This is a genomic window from Nocardioides litoris (assembly GCF_006346315.1).
Classification (GTDB): domain Bacteria; phylum Actinomycetota; class Actinomycetes; order Propionibacteriales; family Nocardioidaceae; genus Nocardioides; species Nocardioides litoris.
The window spans coordinates 569,668-588,777 of sequence record NZ_VDMR01000002.1 but is presented as its reverse complement, the minus strand read 5'-3'; the positions used below and the strand labels follow the sequence as shown (position 1 = coordinate 588,777).

17 protein-coding genes are annotated in these 19,110 nt (G+C 73.2%); 3 read left to right on the top strand and 14 right to left on the bottom strand.

Annotated features, from left to right (window positions below):
* Positions 1-16: 16 nt before the first annotated feature.
* Together FJQ57_RS10865 and FJQ57_RS10860 are read left to right on the top strand one after the other, a co-directional pair.
* A complete protein-coding gene (locus FJQ57_RS10865) occupies positions 17-832 on the top strand; it encodes a DUF1295 domain-containing protein (RefSeq protein WP_139980059.1) in 816 nt (271 codons plus the stop codon).
* Positions 825-1,541, top strand: coding sequence for a serine hydrolase (locus FJQ57_RS10860; RefSeq protein WP_170219381.1), 717 nt, complete (start codon positions 825-827; stop codon positions 1,539-1,541). Before FJQ57_RS10865 ends, FJQ57_RS10860 begins: the two co-directional genes overlap by 8 nt.
* 218 nt (positions 1,542-1,759) lie before the next feature.
* Here the strand turns inward: FJQ57_RS10860 and FJQ57_RS10855 are convergent, their stop codons facing one another.
* From FJQ57_RS10855 to FJQ57_RS10795, 13 genes are all read right to left on the bottom strand, one after another.
* Positions 1,760-2,803, bottom strand: coding sequence for a YihY/virulence factor BrkB family protein (locus tag FJQ57_RS10855; protein WP_139980056.1), 1,044 nt, complete (start codon positions 2,801-2,803; stop codon positions 1,760-1,762).
* Between the two features lie 197 nt (positions 2,804-3,000).
* Positions 3,001-4,164 carry an acyl-CoA dehydrogenase family protein gene (locus tag FJQ57_RS10850; RefSeq protein ID WP_139980054.1) on the bottom strand — a complete coding sequence of 388 codons (1,164 nt, stop codon included), beginning with the start codon at positions 4,162-4,164 and terminating at the stop codon, positions 3,001-3,003.
* Positions 4,161-6,071: an ATP-binding protein gene (locus tag FJQ57_RS10845; RefSeq protein ID WP_139980052.1), complete on the bottom strand. Its 1,911-nt coding sequence runs from the start codon at positions 6,069-6,071 to the stop codon at positions 4,161-4,163. Before FJQ57_RS10845 ends, FJQ57_RS10850 begins: the two co-directional genes overlap by 4 nt.
* A complete protein-coding gene (locus FJQ57_RS10840; protein ID WP_139980050.1) occupies positions 6,068-7,669 on the bottom strand; it encodes an acyl-CoA carboxylase subunit beta in 1,602 nt (533 codons plus the stop codon). The genes FJQ57_RS10845 and FJQ57_RS10840 overlap by 4 nt, the downstream gene beginning before the upstream one ends.
* Positions 7,666-8,139: an SRPBCC family protein gene (locus FJQ57_RS10835; protein WP_139980048.1), complete on the bottom strand. Its 474-nt coding sequence runs from the start codon at positions 8,137-8,139 to the stop codon at positions 7,666-7,668. The genes FJQ57_RS10840 and FJQ57_RS10835 overlap by 4 nt, the downstream gene beginning before the upstream one ends.
* A 142-nt stretch (positions 8,140-8,281) precedes the next feature.
* Entirely contained in the window at positions 8,282-9,418 is a 1,137-nt protein-coding gene (locus tag FJQ57_RS10830) for an acyl-CoA dehydrogenase family protein (protein WP_139980046.1), read from the bottom strand.
* Complete coding sequence (locus FJQ57_RS10825; RefSeq protein WP_211348850.1) at positions 9,415-11,136, bottom strand: acyclic terpene utilization AtuA family protein; 1,722 nt, start codon at positions 11,134-11,136, stop codon at positions 9,415-9,417. Before FJQ57_RS10825 ends, FJQ57_RS10830 begins: the two co-directional genes overlap by 4 nt.
* Positions 11,133-11,939 (bottom strand): TIGR03084 family metal-binding protein, encoded by an 807-nt coding sequence (locus tag FJQ57_RS10820; protein WP_139980044.1) that lies wholly within the window; start codon positions 11,937-11,939, stop codon positions 11,133-11,135. Before FJQ57_RS10820 ends, FJQ57_RS10825 begins: the two co-directional genes overlap by 4 nt.
* Positions 11,936-12,565 carry a TetR/AcrR family transcriptional regulator gene (locus FJQ57_RS10815; RefSeq protein ID WP_342775385.1) on the bottom strand — a complete coding sequence of 210 codons (630 nt, stop codon included), beginning with the start codon at positions 12,563-12,565 and terminating at the stop codon, positions 11,936-11,938. The genes FJQ57_RS10820 and FJQ57_RS10815 overlap by 4 nt, the downstream gene beginning before the upstream one ends.
* Before the next feature lie 92 nt (positions 12,566-12,657).
* The gene (locus FJQ57_RS10810; protein WP_139980042.1) at positions 12,658-12,897 is read right to left on the bottom strand and encodes a hypothetical protein; all 240 of its coding nucleotides are present in this window, start codon (positions 12,895-12,897) and stop codon (positions 12,658-12,660) included.
* A gap of 205 nt (positions 12,898-13,102) precedes the next feature.
* On the bottom strand, positions 13,103-13,777 hold the full coding sequence (locus tag FJQ57_RS10805) for a histidine phosphatase family protein (protein ID WP_139980040.1): 675 nt from the start codon (positions 13,775-13,777) through the stop codon (positions 13,103-13,105).
* Positions 13,777-14,841, bottom strand: coding sequence for a phosphotransferase family protein (locus tag FJQ57_RS10800; RefSeq protein ID WP_139980038.1), 1,065 nt, complete (start codon positions 14,839-14,841; stop codon positions 13,777-13,779). The genes FJQ57_RS10805 and FJQ57_RS10800 overlap by 1 nt, the downstream gene beginning before the upstream one ends.
* A complete protein-coding gene (locus FJQ57_RS10795) occupies positions 14,838-16,082 on the bottom strand; it encodes an acyl-CoA dehydrogenase family protein (RefSeq protein WP_139980036.1) in 1,245 nt (414 codons plus the stop codon). Before FJQ57_RS10795 ends, FJQ57_RS10800 begins: the two co-directional genes overlap by 4 nt.
* Positions 16,083-16,118: 36 nt before the next feature.
* On the opposite strand from FJQ57_RS10795, the gene FJQ57_RS10790 reads away from it, so the two are divergent.
* A complete protein-coding gene (locus tag FJQ57_RS10790) occupies positions 16,119-16,667 on the top strand; it encodes a hypothetical protein (protein WP_139980034.1) in 549 nt (182 codons plus the stop codon).
* A gap of 149 nt (positions 16,668-16,816) precedes the next feature.
* Here FJQ57_RS10790 and FJQ57_RS10785 read toward each other — a convergent pair whose 3' ends face one another.
* Complete coding sequence (locus FJQ57_RS10785; protein WP_139980033.1) at positions 16,817-19,021, bottom strand: 3-hydroxyacyl-CoA dehydrogenase NAD-binding domain-containing protein; 2,205 nt, start codon at positions 19,019-19,021, stop codon at positions 16,817-16,819.
* Positions 19,022-19,110 lie beyond the last annotated feature (89 nt).

Below are 19,110 nucleotides of genomic sequence, written 5' to 3'. Positions count from 1 at the left end.
GGGGAGACTCGAGACCATGGACTACTGGTTCCTCGCGCTCGTCGTCTCGCTGCTGACGGTGGTCGCCGGCATGGCGATCACCGCGGTCCGCATCCAGCAGCTCGACAAGGCCGCGGTCGTCGACATCACCTGGGGTGCGGGGTTCGTCGCGGTCGCCGTCATCACCGGCGCGGTGTCGCTCTCGGTCGGGGCGGGCGACGCCTGGCGCACGGTGCTCCTCGTCGTGCTCGTCGCGGTGTGGGGCGGCCGGCTGGCCTGGCACGTCCGCAGCCGTGCGTCCGGGGAGCACCAGGGCAAGGAGGACCCGCGGTACGCCGAGATGCTCGGCGGCCCGGTCTCCGAGGTCGGCATCGGCACCGTCGCGCGCCGGGTCCTGGTCAACCAGGGGGTGGCGCAGTGGTTCGTGGCCCTGCCGGTGGCCCTCGGTGTCTTCCAGGACGTCGAGCTGTGGCCGTTCGTCGTGCTCGGCCTGGTCGTCTTCGGCATCGGGTTCTTCTTCGAGACCGTCGGCGACCGGCAGCTGAAGGAGTACAAGGCGAAGCCGAAGGAGCAGCGGCCGCCGGTCATGGACCAGGGCCTGTGGGCCTGGACCCGCCACCCCAACTACTTCGGCGACGCCACGGTCTGGTGGGGCCTGTGGCTGGTCGGCGGCCTCGCCTCGGGCTGGCTGGTCGGCCTGGTCACCGTGCTCTGCCCGGTGGCCATGACGTTCTTCATCCGCAACGTCACCGGCGCCAAGCTGCTGGAGAAGACGATGTCGCAGCGTGACGGCTGGGACGAGTACGCCGCCCGCGTGCCGCTGTTCTTCCCGCGGCCGCCGCGCCGTGCCTGAGGTCTCCCTCCACGTCGTCGACGCCGGGACCGGCGAGGTCCTGGCCACCGCCGACGCCGACCGGGAGCAGCCGACGGCCAGCGTCGGCAAGGTGCTGCTGCTGGGGTCGGTCGCCGTCGCGCTCGAGTCGGGGGCGTTGGCCCCCTCCGACCTGCTCGACCGGCGCGCCGTGGCCCCGGTGGCCGACTCGGGACTGTGGCACTTGATGGCGGTCGACGCGCTGCCGGTCGCCGACGTCGCCCTGCTCGTGGCCGCGGTCAGCGACAACCTGGCCACCAACGTGCTCCTCGACCGGCTCGGCCTCCCCGACCCGGTCGGCGACCTCGCGCTGCACGACGTGGTGCGCGACGCCCGAGGGCCGGTCGACCCGCCGACCCTCAGCACCGGCACGGCGCGCGGCTGGGCCGAGCTGCTCTCCGCCGTGCACCGGCGGGAGTGGCCGTCGGCCGCCGCGGCCGACCGGCTGCTGGGGTGGCTCGCCGCCGGGGTCGACCACTCCCTGGTCCTGGCGCCGCTGGGCCGCGACCCGCTCGTCGTCGACGCCGCGGCGCGGGGCAAGACCGGGGCGGACGAGGACGTGCGCTGCGACGTCGGGCTCGTGACCGGTCCGACCCGCACGGCGGCGTACGCGGTGCTGGGGCGGGGTGACCCGGCCGAGCTCGTGCCGCGGCTGCGCGAGGTGGGCGCGGAGGTCGCCGCCCTCGTCTGAGCGGGGCGGCGACGTCGGACGGCCGGCCCGAGCCGGCGTCCATCCCAGGCCGGCTAGGTCCGGACCGGGCTGCGGGGTGCCGCGCGAACGCGGTACTCCCTCCCTTGTGACGACTCTCCCCAGGGCCGTCGGGAAGACACTAGAGGCCGCTCCTGCCCCGGCGGTACGGCCCGTTCGGGCTGGTCCGGTGTGACTAGGACGGGCTAGGGCGCGCCCGGTCACCCCTCGCGGAACGGCTCCAGCTCGGCGCTCTTCTGGTCGGGCTCGAGGACGATCTCGTGGGTCCCGCCGTCGCGGCCGTCGAACCGGACGGTGACCGTCTCGAACCCCTTGTGCCGCTGCATCTGGGCGTACATCGCGTAGGCCCGCCGGTCGGCCTCGGTGAGGTCGACGGCATCGGTGAACGGCGTGAGCAGGGCGCGCGGCCACAGGCGCCGAGCGAGCACGACGTTGACCTCGACGCCGATGATGGCCATGACCGCGGCGATGTAGATGAGGCCGATGAGCCCGAGGACGAAGGCGAACGTCTGGTTGACCGACTGCGCGCCGGTGATGACGTTGGTGACGTAGAGGGTGCCGATGTACTGCAGCAGCTGCCACAGCAGCGCCACCGTGAACGCCCCCGGTGCGGCGCGGGTGATGCGGTGGCTGCGCGCGGAGGCGAAGCGCATCAGCACCGTCAGCACCAACCCCACCACGAGGACCGTCGTCGCCTGGATGACGAGCCGGATGGTGGTGTTGATGCCGGTGCCGAAGACCTCGGTGTTGGACCCGAGCGCCGAGATCACCGACACCGCGATGACCGACAGGCCGGCGAACATCAGCAGCAGCAGGCTCTTGACCCGCAGGAGGATCGGGTTGGGGCGGCTGTTGCGCGGGATCGCCCAGGCCGTGGCCATCAGGTTCTGGATGGCCTGCCCGAGCCCGAGCGCGCCGTACGTCGCGGCGATGGACCCGGCCACCACCGCGCCCGTCGACCCCTGCAGGCCCTCCGGCCGCCCCAGCTCCTCCCCCACGATGGGGAACTGCCGCAGCGCGGAGTTGAGCACCTGGTCCTGCAGCTCGGAGTTGCCCTGCAGGATGAAGCCGAAGATGGACGAGGCGAGCAGCAGCAGCGGGAAGATCGCGACGAACGCGTAGTAGCTGATGGCCGCCGCGAGGTAGTTGCCCTGGTCGTCGAAGAACTTGTAGATGACCGCCAGCGGGAACCCGATGATCGTCCGCCTGCGTTGGGTGCGGTCGACGACGCTGACGACACCCATGCGGCGAGGCTATCGCCCGGGTGCTCCGGAGACGGACTGGCACAACGGCGGGCGAGGTGCCGCCGTCCCGGCGTGTCGTCGGCGTGTCGCGGGGAGGCGGGCTCGAACTGCCAGGCGATCTACGGTGTCGGCCCGGCCGGGCACCAGCCGCGCTGACCCGTCGTAGACCTACGACGGGCCAGCGCGCGACGCGCCACTCAGTAGGACTTGGGCAGCCCCAGGGAGTGCATCGCCACGAAGTTGAGGATCATCTCGCGGCTGACGGGGGCGATGCGGCCGACGCGGGTGGCGACGAGCAGGCCGGCCATGCCGTACTCCTGGCTGGCGCCGAAGCCGCCGTGGGTCTGCACAGCGCGGTCGACGGCGTCGCAGGCGGCCTCGGCGGCGGCGTACTTGGCCATGTTGGCGGCCTCGCCGGCGGCGGCCTCGTCGCCGGCGTCGTACAGGGCCGCGGCCTTCTGGGTCATCAGCCGGGCCATCTCGATCTCGATGTGGCTCTGGGCCAGCGGGTGGGCGATGGCCTGGTGGGAGCCGATGGGGGCCTTGAAGACCGTGCGCTCCTTCGCGTACGCCGTGGCCTTCTCCAGCGCGTGGCGGGCCAGGCCGAGGGAGAAGGAGGCGGCCATGATGCGCTCGGGGTTGAGGCCGGCGAAGAGCTGGACGAGGCCGCCGTTCTCGTCGCCGACGAGGGCGTCGGCGGGCAGCCGGACGTCGTCGAGGAAGACCTGGAACTGCTTCTCGGGCGAGACCATCTCGACCGGGATGTGGTGGTGTTCGAAGCCCGGGGCGTCGGTCGGCACGACCAGGAGCACCGGCTTGAGCTTGCCGGTCCTGGCGTCCTCGGTGCGGGCGACGACGAGCACGTTGTCGGCCTCGTCGACGCCGGAGATCCAGATCTTCTGGCCGGACAGGACCCACTCGTCGCCGTCCCTGCGGGCGGTCGTGGTGATGTTGTGGGTGTTGGTGCCGGCGTCGGGCTCGGTGATGGCGAAGGCCATCGTGCCGGTGCCGTCGCACAGGCCGGGCAGCCACTTCTGCTTCTGCGCCTCGGTACCGTACTTGGCGATCACGGTGCCGCAGATCGCCGGGCTGACGACCATCAGCAGCAGCGGGCAGCCCTGCGCGGCCAGCTCCTCGCAGACCGCGGCGATGTCGCCGATGCCGCCGCCCCCGCCGCCGTACTCCTCGGGGATGTTGATGCCGAGGTAGCCGTTCTTGCCGATCTCCATCCAGAGGTCGGTCGTCTTCTCGCCGGCGCGCGCCTTGGCGGTGAACCACTCCCGGCCGTACTTGCCAGCCAGCTTGGCGACCTGGCGGCGCAGCTCCTGGCGCTCCTCGGACTCGGTGAACGTGCTGCTCATTGCTTCTCCTCCACGACTGCGAGAACCTCCCCGGCCGCGACCTGCGTGCCGGGCGTGACGTCGATCGAGGTGACCACGCCGTCGGTCGGCGCGCTCACGGTGTGCTGCATCTTCATGGCCTCGAGCACCAGCACGGGTGCGCCGGCCGCGACCTCCTGGCCGGCCGCGACGTCGACGCGGACGACCGTGCCGGGCATGGGCGCGAGCAGGCTGCCGCTCGCGACCGCGTCGGCGGGGTCGACGAACCGGGGCACCCGGCGCAGCGCGACGTGCCCACCCGGCCAGTCGACGTCCGACGAGCCGGTGGCCCCGGCCACCACGTCGTACGACGTCCGCACCCCGTCGGCCTCCAGGGTGACCCGGGTGGGCGACGCGACGACGACGGTGACGGGCTCCTCGGCGACGACGGCGTAGCCGTCGCGGCCGGCGTGCCACTCGACGACCTCGCCGGACTCGAACGCCGTGCGCTGGGGCTGGCTGACCACGTTGCGCCAGGCGACGGGGACGCCGCGCTGGACGGTGCGGGCGGCCCGGGCGGCCTCGGCCGCGGCGAGCGCGGCCGCGACGTGGGGGTGGCCGGCGGCGGCCAGCTCGGGGGTGGTGCCGAGCAGCGGCTGCTCGAGGAACGCCGTGCTCACCTCGCCGGCCAGGAAGCCCGGGTCGCGGAGCACGGCGAGCAGCTGGTCGCGGTTGGTCACGACGCCGTGGATGCGGGCGCGGGACAGGGCGCCGGCGAGCTTGCGGGCGGCCTGCTCGCGGGTCGGCGCGTGCGCGACGACCTTGGCCAGCATGGCGTCGTAGTGCGTCGAGACGACGCTGCCCGAGGTGAACCCGGCGTCGACGCGCACGCCGTCACCGGCAGGCACCTCGAACGTGGTCAGCCGGCCCGATTGGGGCTGGTAGTCCTGGGCCGGGTCCTCGGCGTACAGGCGGACCTCGATGGCGTGCCCCGACGGCTGGGAGTCGTCGACGACGACCCGGCCCTCGGCCACGGCGAGCTGCAGCTCGACGAGGTCGACGCCGCGGACCTCCTCGGTGACGGGGTGCTCGACCTGGAGCCGGGTGTTCATCTCGAGGAAGAAGAACGCGTCGCGGTCGGCGTCGTAGAGGAACTCGACCGTGCCCGCACCCAGGTAGTCGATGGCCGAGGCGGCCCGGCGGCCCGCCTCGTGCAGCGCGTCGCGGGTGGGGAGGGACAGGCCCGGGGCGGGCGACTCCTCGACGACCTTCTGGTGGCGGCGCTGCAGCGAGCAGTCGCGCTCGCCGAGCACGATGACGCCGTCGTCGGTGCCGAGCACCTGCACCTCGACGTGGCGGCCGCGCTCGACGTACGGCTCGACGAACACGGTGCCGTCGCCGAACGCCGACGCCGCCTCGGCCCGGGCCTGCTCGACCTCGGCGGGCAGGGCGGCGAGGGTGCGGACGATGCGCATGCCGCGTCCACCGCCGCCCGCCGACGCCTTGACCAGCAGCGGCAGGTCGGCCTCGGTGGCGGTCTCCACGGTCAGGCTCGGCAGCACGGGCACGCCGGCGGCCTCCATCAGCCGCTTGGACTCGATCTTGGAGCCCATCTGCTCCATCGCGTCGGGGTGCGGCCCGACCCAGGTCAGGCCGACGGCGAGGACGGCGCGGGCGAAGTCGGCGTTCTCGGAGAGGAACCCGTAGCCCGGGTGCACCGCGTCGGCGCCCGCCCGCAGCGCCGCCTGCACCACGAGGTCGGCACGCAGGTAGGTCTCGGCGGGCGCGCTGCCCGGGAGGCGCACGGCGTGGTCGGCCTCGGCGACGTAGGGCAGGTCGGCGTCGGCGTCGGAGTGCAGAGCGACCGTCTCGATGCCGAGCGCCCGGCAGGTGCGGAAGACGCGGCTGGCGATCTCGGCGCGGTTGGCCACGAGGAGGCGGCGGATCACGGTCGGAACACCCCGAAGCGGTCGGTGCCGGCGTACGGCGCGTTGTCGATGACGGAGAGGCAGATGCCGAGCACGGTGCGGGTGTCGCGGGGGTCGATGACCCCGTCGTCGTACAACATGCCGGACAGGAAGTGCGGCAGCGACTGCTCCTCGACCTGGGCCTCGACGACCTGCTTGATCGCAGCGAAGCCCTCGGCGTCGAACGGCTCGCCCTTCGACGCGGCCGACTGCTCGGCGACGATCTCGAGCACGCCGGCCAGCTGCGCGGGCCCCATCACGGCCGACTTGGCGCTGGGCCAGGTGAAGAGGAAGCGCGGGTCGTAGGCGCGGCCGTTCATGCCGTAGTTGCCGGCGCCGTACGACGCCCCCAGGATCACCGTGAGGTGCGGGACGGTGGAGTTGGAGATGGCGTTGATCATCATCGCGCCGTGCTTGATGATGCCGCCCTGCTCGTAGTCCTTGCCGACCATGTAGCCAGTGGTGTTGTGCAGGAACAGCAGCGGGGTGTCGGACTGGTTGGCCAGCTGCACGAACTGCGTGGCCTTCTGCGCGTCCTCGCTGAACAGCACGCCCTGGGCGTTGGCCAGGATGCCGACCGGGTGGCCGTGGATGCGGGCCCAGCCGGTGACGAGGGAGGTGCCGTAGAGCGGCTTGAACTCGTCGAAGACCGTGCCGTTGGCTCCGCCGCCCGAGGGCGAGACGCCGTCGACGAGGTGGGCGATGACCTCGCGGGGGTCGAAGGGCACCTTGAGGTCGGACGGGATCAGGTCGAGCAGGCCCTCGGGGTCGCGCTCCGGCTCGGCGTACGACGACGGCGCGGGCTCGGGACGGGCCTTGCGCCAGTTGAGGCGGGCGACGATGCGGCGGCCGATGCGGAGGGCGTCGAGCTCGTCCTCGGCGAGGTAGTCGGCCAGGCCGGACGTGCGGGCGTGCATCTCGGCACCGCCGAGGGACTCGTCGTCGGACTCCTCGCCGGTGGCCATCTTGACCAGCGGCGGGCCGCCGAGGAACACCTTGGCCTGCTCCTTGACCATCACGGTGTAGTCGCTCATGCCGGGCACGTAGGCGCCGCCGGCGGTGGAGTTGCCGAAGACCAGCGCGATGGTCGGCCGCTTGTCGGCGCTGGAGCGGGTGATGTCACGGAACAGCTTGCCGCCCGGGATGAAGATCTCCTTCTGGGTCGGCAGGTCGGCACCGCCGGACTCGACGAGGGAGACGGTGGGCAGGCCGTTCTCCTCGGCGATCTGCGAGGCCCGGAAGATCTTCTTGACCGTCCACGGGTTGCTCGCGCCGCCCTTGACCGACGGGTCGTTGGCCGTGATGACGCACTCGACGCCCTCGATGACGCCGATGCCGGTCACCACCGAGGCGCCGACCGTGAAGTCGGACCCCCACCCCGCGAGGGGGCTGAGCTCGAGGAACGCCGACCCCTCGTCGACGAGCAGCTCGATCCGCTCGCGCGGCATGAGCTTGCCGCGGGCGTGGTGGCGGGCGACGCTGCGCTCGCCGCCGCCCGCCACGGCCCGGGCGTGCTCGGCGTCGAGAGCGGCGATCTTGTCGAGGAGCGCTGCTCTGTTGTCGCTCACGGTCTCGGTCACCGCTCCAGCACCGCCTTCATCCGATCCAGCGTCGTGCGCATGCCCTTCTCGTTGGTGCGGCCACGCAGCCGGCCGAGGACCAGCCAGTACAGCCGCACCGGCAGGGCGGGCTCGAGCCGGAAGTACTCGGTGACCTCGGTGGTGGTCGCTCCGACCTCGCGCAGCCGGTAGCCCCAGTTGTTGACGTGCACCTTCTCGGTGCCGACCGACCACTCGAAGTGGCGCGGCTCGTCGGCCACGGTGACCCGGCACGGCGACCAGTACGTCGGCCCGACGCCGTTGCGCTTGACGTGCCCGCTGAACGTCGCGCCCACCTCGGGCCCGGTCGACCCGCGGGTCCACCTCGCCTCGAAGGTCTCGGGCGAGAACTCGCCGATGCGGGTCACGTCGCTGACCAGCGCCCAGACCTTGTCGACCGGCGCCTCGATGGTGAGGGTGACCTCGCCGCCCAGCGGCTTGACGAGGGCCATGGTCAGACCTCCCGGCTGCGGTGGTGTGGTCTCGAGACGGTTGCTTGCGCAACCTCCTCGACCACCGTTGCCTGACGGCACCACACGGTGGTCGAGCAAGGCGCGCTAGCGCCTGTCTCGAGACCACTCATCGCACGGGCGGTCACGACGCGTACCCCAGCAGCTTGGCCGCGAGGTCGGTGAGGACCTCGGTGGCGCCGCCGCCGATGGGCAGGATCCGGGCGTCGCGGTAGTGCCGCTCGACCTCGGTGCCGTGCATGTAGCCGGTGCCGCCGTGCAGCTGGACGGCCTGGTCGACGACGTACGTCGCGGTGTCGCAGGCGGTCTGCTTGGCCAGGCAGGCCTCGGCGATGACGGGCTCGCCGGCGACGTGGCGGCGGGCGACGTCACGGGCGTAGACCCGCGCGACCTCGACCTGGCGGCGCATCTCGACCAGCTTGTGGCGCACGACCTGGTTGGCCACGAGCGGCTTGCCGAAGGTCTCGCGGTCGCGGCAGTACTGCGCGGTGAGCTCGAGCGCGCGGCCGGCGATGCCGTAGGCGTGGGTGGCCAGGCCGAGGCGCTCGACCACGAACTGCTCGGCGATGTAGTAGAAGCCGTGGTCGGCCTGGCCGACGAGGTTGGCGGCCGGGACGCGCACGTCGACGTACGAGAGCTCGGCGGTGTCGGAGCAGTGCCAGCCCATCTTGCGCAGGCTGCGGTCGACGGTGAAGCCGGGCGTGCCGCGCTCGACCACGACGAGGCTGAGGCCGGCGTGGCCGGGCTCGCCGGTGCGGACCGCGGTGGTGACGTAGTCGGCGCGGGTGCCGGAGGTGATGAACGTCTTCTGGCCGTTGATGACGTAGTGGTCGCCGTCGCGGACCGCGGTGGTGCGCAGCCGGGCGACGTCGGAGCCACCGCCGGGCTCGGTGACGGCGAGCGAGCCGACCATGTCGCCGGCCAGCGTGGGGCGGACGAACCGGTCGACGAGGTCGTGGTCGCCGGACTTCACCGCGGCGGAGACGATGTGGGGCAGCGCGATGCCGTGGGTGAACAGGCCCGCCATCAGCCCGGACGACGCGCCGGCGGCGAACATGCCCTCCTGCAGGTCGGTGGTGTCGAGGAGGTCGCCGCCCCCGCCGCCGACCTCCTCGGGGAACCCGACGCCGAGCAGGCCCTGCTTGGCGGCGGCGAGGTGGAGCTCGCGCGGCAGGGTGCCGTCGTCCTCCCACCGGTCGAGGTGGGGGGTGATCTCGCGGCGGGTGAACTCCGCGCCGAGGTCGAACAGGTCGTTGCTCACAAGAGACCTTCCTGGATGTGGACGTGGCGGGAGCGGACCCACTCCCCCAGGCCCTTGGCCTGCGGGTCGAAGCGGGTGGAGGCGGCGACGCCCTCGCCGAGCAGGCCGCGCAGGAGCACGTTGACCGCGCCGAGGTGGGGCAGCACGTAGACGTCGATGGCGTCGTCGGGCAGCGCGGCGGCCTCGGGCAGCAGCTCGCGGACCCGCTGCGGGGTGACGAGCTTGGTCAGCCAGGTGACCCGGTCGGCGTACTTCTCCGAGCCGTCGTGGGCGACCCAGAGGCCGAGGTTGGCGTCGCCGCCCTTGTCGCCGGAGCGGGCGTGCACGAACGTGCCGAGCGGGGCGCGGCGGGTGCGGGTGTCCGCCGGCGCGGGGTACGGCGAGGGCCGGCGCCCCACGTCGTCGCCGGGCACCTCGGGGGCGGTCGGCGGGTCGGGCACGACCTCGCGGCGCCCGTCGGCGTGCACGACGGTGTGGGTGACGGCCGACCGGTCGACGAACGCCGGCCGGTAGACGCCGTACGGCGTGGGGGCGCCGGGCGGGGCGGTCATGGTGAAGCCGGGGTAGGACGCCAGGGCGAGCTCGACGAGCGGGCCGGTGAACGCCTTGCCGACCGGGCCGGCCTCGGGGTCCTTGGCCGTGACCCGCAGCAGGCAGGAGGCGCCCTCCTCGGTGTCGGCGTCGACGTCGGGCTGCGCGGTGCGGGTCCAGGTGACGTCGCGGGCGGTGAGGCGACCCTCGACCTGTGCGCGGACCCAGTCGGCCTTGGCGTCGACGTCGAGGCCGGTGAGCACCAGCTCCATCGTGTTGCGGAACCCGCCGAGGGTGTTGACGCAGACCTTGAGCCGCTCGGGCGGCGCCTCGCCGCGCACGCCGGTGACCGCGACCCGGTCGGGACCGGCCTGCTCGAGCCGCACGGTGTCGAGGTGGGTGGTGACGTCGGGTCCGAGGTAGCGCGTCGACTGCACCTCGTAGACCAGCTGGGCGGTGACGGTGTCGACGGTGACCGCGCCACCGGTGCCGTCGTGCTTGGTCACGACGAACGACCCGTCGGCGGCGAGCTCGGCGAGCGGGAACCCCAGCGGCCGCGCCAGCGCCTCCGGCGGCAGCGAGGTGAACCCGGAGAAGTTGCCGCCGGTCGCCTGCGTGCCGCACTCGAGCACGTGGCCCGCGACCACGGCGCCGGCCAGCTCGTCGTACGACGTCTCGGTCCAGCCGTGGTGCGCGACCGCGGGCCCGACGACCAGGGAGGCGTCGGTGACCCGACCGGTGACGACGACGTCGGCGCCGGCGCGCAGGGCGGCGGCGATGCCGAAGCCGCCGAGGTAGGCGTTGGCGGTCAGCGCCCCGTCGAAGCCGACGGCGCGGACATCGTCGCCCTCGACGTGGGCGACGGCCGGGTCGAGGCCGAGTCCGCGGGCGACCTCGCGGACCCGGTCGGCCAGGCCGGCGGGGTTGAGGCCGCCGGCGTTGGCGACGATGCGGACGCCGCGCTCGAGCGCGAGGCCGAGGGTGTCCTCGAGCTGGCGGACGAAGGTGCGGGCGTAGCCGAGGGTCGGGTCCTTGAGCTGGTCCTTGCCGAGGATGAGCATGGTGAGCTCGGCGAGGTAGTCACCGGTGAGGACGTCGAGAGGTCCCCCCTCGACCATCTCGCGCATCGCCGAGAGGCGGTCGCCGTAGAAGCCGGAGCAGTTGCCGATGCGCAGCGGACCGGTCACGACGCCGCACCCTGCTGCTCGCGGCCGGGTCCGGGCGGGCCGGCGAAGCACTGGGCGACGTCGAGCCAGGCGTCGGCGCCGGGCCCGGTGGCGACGAGACCCGTGTCGGCGCGGTGGACGCGTTGGGTGACGAGGCGGCAGAAGTCGAGGGCGTCGCCGGTGACGCTCTCCTCGGCCCCGTCGGGCCCCCAGGTCCACGTAACGCCGCCGGGGGCGCGCAGCTCGACGCGCGGCTCGGCGGCGGGCACGTCGAGCCCACGGGTGACGAAGCTGAACCCCCGCGTGCGCACCCCGATGTGGGCGACGTGCCGGATCTCGTCGCCGTGCTCGGGGGTCAGCCCGAGGGCCTCGTGCACGTCGAGCGAGTGCGCCCAGGTCTCCATGAACCGGGCCGTGACCATCGACGTCGGCGACATGGGCGGCCCGAACCACGGCATCCTCACCCCGTCCGGTACGCCGCGCAGCGCGGCCTGCAGGGCGGTGCGGCTCGCGTCCCAGCGGGCCAGGAGGTCGGCCGGGGCGAGCGCGGCCGCGAGGTCGACGGCGCCGTCGTCGACGAACTTCTCGGGGTCGACCATCGCGACCGTCACGAGCGCGTCCCACTGCTCCTGGTCGGCGTGGGCGCGGGCGGCCAGGGTGGCGGCCTCGTCGGTCCAGGCCAGGTGGGCGACCTGGGTGGCGACGGTCCAGCCCTCAGCCGGGGTGGTGGTCTGCCAGCCGGTGTCGTCGAGGTCGGCGACGACGGCGCGGAGGCGGTCGGTGACCGTGTCGAGGTCGGCGAGCAGGTCGTCGAGGAGGGTCATCGGCGGGGCTCCTGGGAGTCGTCGTCGAGCCGGTCGTCGAGGACGGCCGCCCACTCGTCGAGGATGCGGCGGCGGCGAGCGGCGTCGTCGCCGACGGTGGTCGCGAGGCCGAGCCCGCGCACCAGGTCGAGGGTGGCCTGCACGAGCTCGCGGGTGCCGGGCCGCGACTCGTCGGCGCCGAGCACCTCCACGGTCAGCCGGTGCGCCTCGCGGCCGACGCGCTGCTCCAGCGGCACGACGGCGGCCTGCAGGGTCGGGTCGGTGCGGGCGGCCACCCACAGCTCGAGGGCGGCGAAGAAGACCGGCGAGGTGAAGTGGTCAGCCAGCATCTCCAGCACGGCGCGGGTGCGCCTCGTGCCCCCGGGCAGCCCGCCCGCGGCCGCCTCGAGCTCGGCGCCCCGGATGCGGGTGAGGTGCTCGACCGCGGCGACGACCAGGTCGTTCTTGCTCGGGAAGTGGTGCAGCTGGGCACCCCGGCTGACGCCGGCCCGCTCGGAGACCAGCGTGGTCGTCGTCCCGGCGAACCCGCGCTCGACCAGGCACTCGACCGTCGCCTCGAGCAGCCGCGCCCGCATCACACGGGTGCGCTCCTCCTGCGGCACGCGGGCCGTCGCGGCGGTGGTCACGGGGAGGACCCTGCCGGGCAATCAACAAACAGTCAAGCCTGACTTTATCTGAGTGGCCGCGCGCGGACGCCGGGTGGGACGTGCTGACCCGCTCAGGCGAAGCGCCGGGCACCCCGGCGCGTGAACGCCACCCGGACCGACTCACCCTCGCGCTCGACCACGCAGAGCCCGGCCGCCTCCAGCTCTGCGAGGGCGGCGAGTGGCGGCTCCTCCTCGAACCACTCGATGCCCGAGGCCAGCGGGTCGCCCTCGTCGTGGGCGATGTCGACGAGCTGGTCGACGACCGCGGTCGCCTCGGGCGAGAGCTGGGGGTCGCGGTTCCACAGGGCCATCGCCCGACCCTAGGGCCCGTCAGCGGGACCGGGGCAGCCCGAGCCGCGGGGTGCCGATGGGCCAGGACCACTCCTCGGCGACGGGTCGCGGGGACCGTCGGGCAGTCCGATGACCTCGCTGTCGGGCGGGTGCTGGACGGCAGGTGCTGGTCGTCATGGGTCTCGACGAGGACGACCAGCACCAGCGCGCCGGGCCAGCAGCGGGTCAGCGGTAGGTCAGGTGCTCGCCCTCGAGGTGCGGGTGCTCGTTGAGGGTCAGCAGGCGCAGGCCGGTGGGGCCGACGAGGACCCGGGTGATCGAGCTGTTGACCATGACGGCGTTGGTGCGCGCCCACCGGCGGGCCAGGGACGCGGGGTGGTCGTCGTCGGGATCGACCAGGTGGGAGGCCAGCGCGCCGATCACGCCGCCGGAGGTGACCACGACGACGGTGCGGCCCGACCCGGCCTGCGCGACCACCCGGTCGAGCGCCGCGCGCGTGCGGTCGACGAAGGCGGCCCACGGCTCGTCGTACGTGCCCTCGCCGGCGGTCCAGCGCGCGGTGGCCTCCTCGAAGAGCCGCTGGAAGGCGCGGCGGTCGAGCCCGTCGGTCACCGCGCCGGCGACCTCGGGGTGGGAGGCGACGACCGCGAGGTGGTCGAACTCGTCCCAGCCGGGGTCGACCTCCACCTCCCCGGCCCACCCGGCGGCCTCGGTCATCGCCTCGAGCGTCTCGCGGTGGCGGCGCATGCCGCCGCGCACCAGCGAGGTGGGGACGACGTCGCGGTCGGCCAGCCAGCGTCCGAGCAGCCGGACCTGCTCCCAGCCGGTCGGCGAGAGCACGTCGTAGTCGTCGGCGCCGAACGACGCCTGGCCGTGGCGGACCATCAGGACGAGCCCCATCAGGCGCTCCCCCGTCCGGCGAGGAGCCGCCGGCAGCGGGTCTCGAGGTAGCCGACGGCGGGCCCGAGGACGGCGAAGGCCTCGTTGGTGGTCTGGCCGTGGACGTAGCGGTACCAGATCTGCTGGGCGATCACCGCCAGCCGGAACAGCCCGAAGACCTCGTAGAACAGCCAGCCGGGCGCGGGCAGCGCGAGGCCGGAGCGCTCGAGGTAGGCGGCGACGACCTCGTCGCGGGTCCACGTGCCGGGCGTGGTGGTCGGCTGGCGCCGGAAGAGCTGGAAGACCTCGTCGTCGTCGGCCTGCACCCAGTAGGCCAGCGCACCGCCGAGGTCCATCAGGGGGTCGCCGACGGTGGCCATCTCCCAGTCGAGCACGGCGCGGACGGCGAGGGTGCCGGGGTCGAGGACGAGGTTGTCGAGCCGGAAGTCGTTGTGCACCATGCCGCGGCGTACGTCGCCGGGCTGGTGCTCGGCCAGCCAGCCGAGCACGTCGGACCAGTCGCCGGTGTCGTCGGTGCGGGCGTCGGCGAAGCGGCGGGTCCAGCCGGCGACCTGGCGGGCGACGTACCCGTCGCCGCGGTCGAGGGCGGCCAGCGCGGGCACGGCCTGCACGTCGACGGCGTGCAGCGCGACGAGGGTGTCGACGGCGGTGTCGCACAGCGCCGAGGCCTGCTCGGGGCTGACGGGGACCGGGAAGTCCTGGCGCGGGACCAGGCCCTCGACCTCCTCCATGACGTAGAACTCGCTGCCGATGACCGACTCGTCGGTGCAGTGGCCGACCATCGCCGGCACGTGCGGGAAGACGGGTGCGAGCGCCGCCTGCACGTCGTGCTCGCGGCCCATGTCGTGGGCGCCGCGGGCCTTGGTGCCGGCGGGCGGCAGCCGCAGCACGAGGGCCGGCTGGTCGGCGTACTGCAGGCGGTAGGTGAGGTTGGACGCCCCGCCGGCGAACTGGCGCACCTCGGCGATCGGGCCGCGGCCGATCCAGGCCGCGACGGCCTCGACGTCGAAGGCGTCCTCGTCGCGGACCGTCCGCGCGGGGTTGTGGGGGTCGGGCGTGGTCACCGGGAGGCGCCGTGCTTCATCAGCTCCAGGCGGGCCACGACCCCGCGGTGGACCTCGTCGGGACCGTCGGCGAGGCGCAGGGCGCGGGCGGTGGTCCAGGCGCCGGCGAGCGGGTGGTCGTCGGACAGTCCGCCGCCGCCGTGGAGCTGGATGGCCATGTCGATGACCTGCTGGGCGACGTTGGGGGCGGCGACCTTGATCTGGGCGACCTCCGAGAGGGCGTTGAGCGGCCCACCCTGGTCGAGCTTCCAGGCGGCGTGCAGCACCAGCAGGCGGAGGGAGTCGATGGCGATGCGGGCCTCGGCGATGCGCTCGCGGTTGCCGCCGAGGTTGGCCAGCGGCTTGCCGAACGCGGTGCGCTCGAGCGAGCGCCGGCAGGCCAGCTCGAGGGCCATCTCGGCCAGGCCGACCAGGCGCATGCAGTGGTGGACGCGACCGGGGCCGAGACGGCCCTGGGCGATGGCGAAGGCCTCCCCGGGGCCGCCGATGACGTTGGCCAGCGGCACCCGCACGTCGGTGAAGGAGACCTCGCCGTGCCCGAGCGGCTCGTCCTGGAACCCCATGGTCGAGAGCAGCCGCACCACCTCGACGCCTGGGGCGTCGCGGGGCACGAGGACCATCGAGTGCCGGTGGTGGCGGTCGGCGTCGGGGTCGGTGAGCCCCATGAAGATCATCACCGCGCAGTCGGGGTGGCCGATGCCGGAGGTCCACCACTTGCGGCCGTTGACGACGACCTCGTCACCGTCGACGACCGCGGTGGCGGCCATGTTGGTGGCGTCGGAGGAGGCCACGTCGGGCTCGGTCATGGCGAACGCGCTGCGGATGCGACCCTCCAGCAGCGGCACCAGCCACTCGTCCTGCTGCTGCTCGGTGCCGTACTTGAGCAGCACCTCCATGTTGCCGGTGTCGGGCGCGTTGCAGTTCATCACCAGCGGCGCCAGGCCCGAGCGGCCGGTGAGCTCGGCGATGGGGGCGTACTCCACGTTGGTCAGGCCCTCGCCGTACGCCGCGGCGAAGCGGCCCATGTGGCCGGCGGGCGCGAAGAGGTTCCACACGCCGCGCTCGCGCGCCTTCGCCTTGAGCTCCTCGACCACCGGCAGCACCTGCCAGGCGGTGCCCGCGCGGCGCGCACCGGCGAGGTCGCGGTGGTAGCCGCGCTCGACCGGCGTCACCTCCTCGTCGATGAAGGCGCGCACGCGCTCGGTCAGCTCGGCGGATCGGGGTGACGGTGCGAAGTCCACCTCGCCGACGGTAGTGGCCGTGCGAGGATCGCGGTCGTGCGCCTGTCCCACGCGGTCCCGCTGGCCGCCCTGCTCGGGGCGCTCCTGCTCGGCGCGTGCGACGCCGACATCGAGCAGGACGACGACGTCGAGCCCGACCGCGCCACGGTCCGCACCGGCCTCGCGGCGCTGTACGCCGGCGCCGACGCCGGGCCCGAGGAGGGCGCGGCCGCCGACTGCTTCGCCGACGCGCTGCTCGACCGGCTGTCGGTCGACCAGCTCGTCGAGGCCGAGCTCGTGCAGGACGACGGCACCGTGCCGCCCTCCGCGCCCCAGCTCGACGTCGACACCGCCGGCGCGTGGGTCGACGCGTCGGAGTCGTGCACGCCGTACGTCGAGACCTCGGCGCGTGCGCTCGCCGCGCAGTCCAAGGGCAAGGTCGACACCGCGGCCTACACGGCCTGCCTCACCGAGGCCATCACCCCCGAGCGGCTGCGGGAGGCGCTGGTCGCCACGCTCGTCGGCGACTTCTCCAGCGACCCGGCGGTGGCCGAGCTGAGCACCGCCCAGGCCGAGTGCGCGCGGAGTGCGTCGCCGCCGGAGTGACCCTCGGCGGCTGAGGTGCGAGCGCAGCGAGCCTCGAAGCCCCGGCGCGATGCTCGCAGGTCCAGTCGGGTCCGAGGGCTGCCGCACACGACACCGGCCCGGCCCCCACGAGGGGACCGGGCCGGTCGGCGTACGACGTCGGGCAGGCGTCAGGCGGGGAAGGACCCGCCGGACTGGGCGAGCTCGCGCAGCCACGGGGTGGGCTCGAAGCGCTCGCCGTACAGCTTGGCCAGCTCGTCGGCGCGCAGGCAGAAGGCCTGCAGGCCGATCTCGCCGGTCACGGGGTGCTCGTAGCCGGTCATGAACTGCGCGGCGCCGCCGGTCATGGGCGGGAAGCCGATGCCCATGATCGAGCCGATGTTGGCCGCGGCGGCCGACTCGATGACGCCCTCCTCGAAGCACTTGGCGGTCTCGAGGGCCTCGGCGAACAGCATCCGGTCGCGCATGTCCTCGATCGGCATCTGCTCCTCGGCCGTCGGGAACAGCTCGGTGAGGCCGGACCAGAGCGTGGTGCGCTTGCCTTCCTCGTACTCGTAGAAGCCGGCGCCGCGCAGGCGGCCCGGGCGGCCGGCGTCGAGCATCTTCTGCACCACGGCGGTGCCCGGGTGCTCGACGTACGGCGTGCCGTCGCGCTCGGCGGCCTCGCGGGTCGCCTTGGCGATCTTGGCCATCAGCTCCATGTTGAGCTCGTCGGTCAGCTGCAGCACCGCGGCGGGGTAGCCGGCCGAGGTGGTGGCCCGCTCGACGCTCCACGGGGCGGCACCCTCGGCGAGCATGGCCAGGCCCTCGTTGACCATGAACCCGATGACGCGCGAGGTGTAGAAGCCGCGGCTGTCGTTGACGACGATCGGCGTCTTCTTGATCTGCTGGACGACGTCGTAGGCCTTGGCCAGCGCCTCGTCGGAGGTCTGCTTGCCCTTGATGATCTCGACCAGCGGCATCTTGTCGACGGGGCTGAAGAAGTGCAGGCCGATGAAGTCGGCAGGGCGGTCGACGCCCTCGGCGAGCTCGGTGATGGGCAGCGTGCTCGTGTTGGAGCACAGCAGCGCGTCGGGGTCGACGTGCTTGGCGGCCTCGGCGAAGACCTGGTGCTTCAGCGACGGGTCCTCGAAGACGGCCTCGATGACGAGGTCGCAGCCGGCCAGGTCGGCGTAGTCGTCGGTGGCGGTGATGCGGCCGAGCAGCTCCTCGGACTTCTCCGGGGTGAGCTTGCCGCGGCTGACGGCCTTGTCGTTGAGCTTCTCGGAGTAGGCCTTGCCCTTGTCGGCGGCCTCCTGCGAGATGTCCTTGAGCACGACCTCCATGCCGGCGCGGGCGCAGGAGTAGGCGATGCCGGCGCCCATCATGCCGGCGCCGAGGACGCCGACCTTGGTGGCCTTCCACGGCTCGGTGCCCTGCGGGCGGAGCTTGCCGGAGTTGATGGCCTGCAGGTCGAAGAAGAACGCCTGGATCATGTTCTTCGAGCCCTGGTTGACGACCAGGTTGGTCAGGTAGCGGCTCTCGATGCGCGAGGCGGTGTCGAAGTCGCGGCTCGCGCCCTCGACCGCGGCGGAGAGGATCGCGCGGGCGGCGGGGTAGACCGCGCCCTTGGTCTGCTTGCGCAGCAGGGCCGGGAACGCCGGCAGGAAGCCCGCCAGCGCCGGCGACTTCGGCGAGCCGCCGGGCATCTTGTAGCCCGGGGCGTCCCACGGGTTGAGGGTGGCCTCGGGGTTGGCCTTGATCCACGCCTTGGCGGCGGGGACGAGCTCCTCGCGGGTGGCGACGACCTCGTCGACCAGGCCCTTCTTCAGCGCGTCGGCGGGCTTGAACTGCTTGCCCTCCAGCAGCACGGTCATCAGGCCGTCCTGCAGGCCGAACTTGCGCACGACGCGGGTCACGCCGCCGCCACCCGGCAGCAGGCCGAGGCTGACCTCCGGCAGGCCGACGACGGCCTTCGGGTCGTCGACGACGATGCGGTGCTGGGTGGCCAGGGTGATCTCGTAGCCACCGCCGAGCGCGGCGCCGTTGATCGCGGCCACGACCGGCTTGGGGAACTTCTCCAGCCTGCGCAGGCCGGCCTTGACCCGCTCGCACAGGGCGAAGACCTCGCCCGCGTCGTCCGGGGTGGCCTCGACCATGTTCTTGAGGTCGCCGCCGGCGAAGAAGGTCTTCTTGGCCGAGGCGACCACGACGCCGGCGATGGCGTCCTCGTCGGCCGCGTGCTCGTCGTACAGCTTGGCGACGGCGGCGGCCATCGAGTCGACGTAGAGGCGGTTCATGGTGTTGGCCGACTGGTTCGGGTCGTCCAGGGTGAGGGTGACGATGCCGTCGGCGTCCTTGTCGTAGCGGACGGCGGTCTGGGTCTCGGTGCTCATCTGTTCCTTGGGTTCCTGTCTGGGCGTACGTCGTCGGGGCGCGCTGGGCGCATCGGCTGCGGTGGTCTCGACACGGGCTCGCTGACGCT

What these genes read in the sequence shown, in the direction of transcription:
- FJQ57_RS10865 (WP_139980059.1), top strand. Translation starts at nt 17, where the DNA reads ATGGACTACTGGTTCCTCGCGCTCGTCGTCTCGCTGCTGACGGTGGTC.
- FJQ57_RS10855 (WP_139980056.1), bottom strand. Translation starts at nt 2,803, where the DNA reads ATGGGTGTCGTCAGCGTCGTCGACCGCACCCAACGCAGGCGGACGATC.
- FJQ57_RS10850 (WP_139980054.1), bottom strand. Translation starts at nt 4,164, where the DNA reads ATGAGCAGCACGTTCACCGAGTCCGAGGAGCGCCAGGAGCTGCGCCGC.
- FJQ57_RS10835 (WP_139980048.1), bottom strand. Translation starts at nt 8,139, where the DNA reads ATGGCCCTCGTCAAGCCGCTGGGCGGCGAGGTCACCCTCACCATCGAG.
- FJQ57_RS10820 (WP_139980044.1), bottom strand. Translation starts at nt 11,939, where the DNA reads ATGACCCTCCTCGACGACCTGCTCGCCGACCTCGACACGGTCACCGAC.
- FJQ57_RS10810 (WP_139980042.1), bottom strand. Translation starts at nt 12,897, where the DNA reads ATGGCCCTGTGGAACCGCGACCCCCAGCTCTCGCCCGAGGCGACCGCG.
- FJQ57_RS10805 (WP_139980040.1), bottom strand. Translation starts at nt 13,777, where the DNA reads ATGGGGCTCGTCCTGATGGTCCGCCACGGCCAGGCGTCGTTCGGCGCC.
- FJQ57_RS10785 (WP_139980033.1), bottom strand. Translation starts at nt 19,021, where the DNA reads ATGAGCACCGAGACCCAGACCGCCGTCCGCTACGACAAGGACGCCGAC.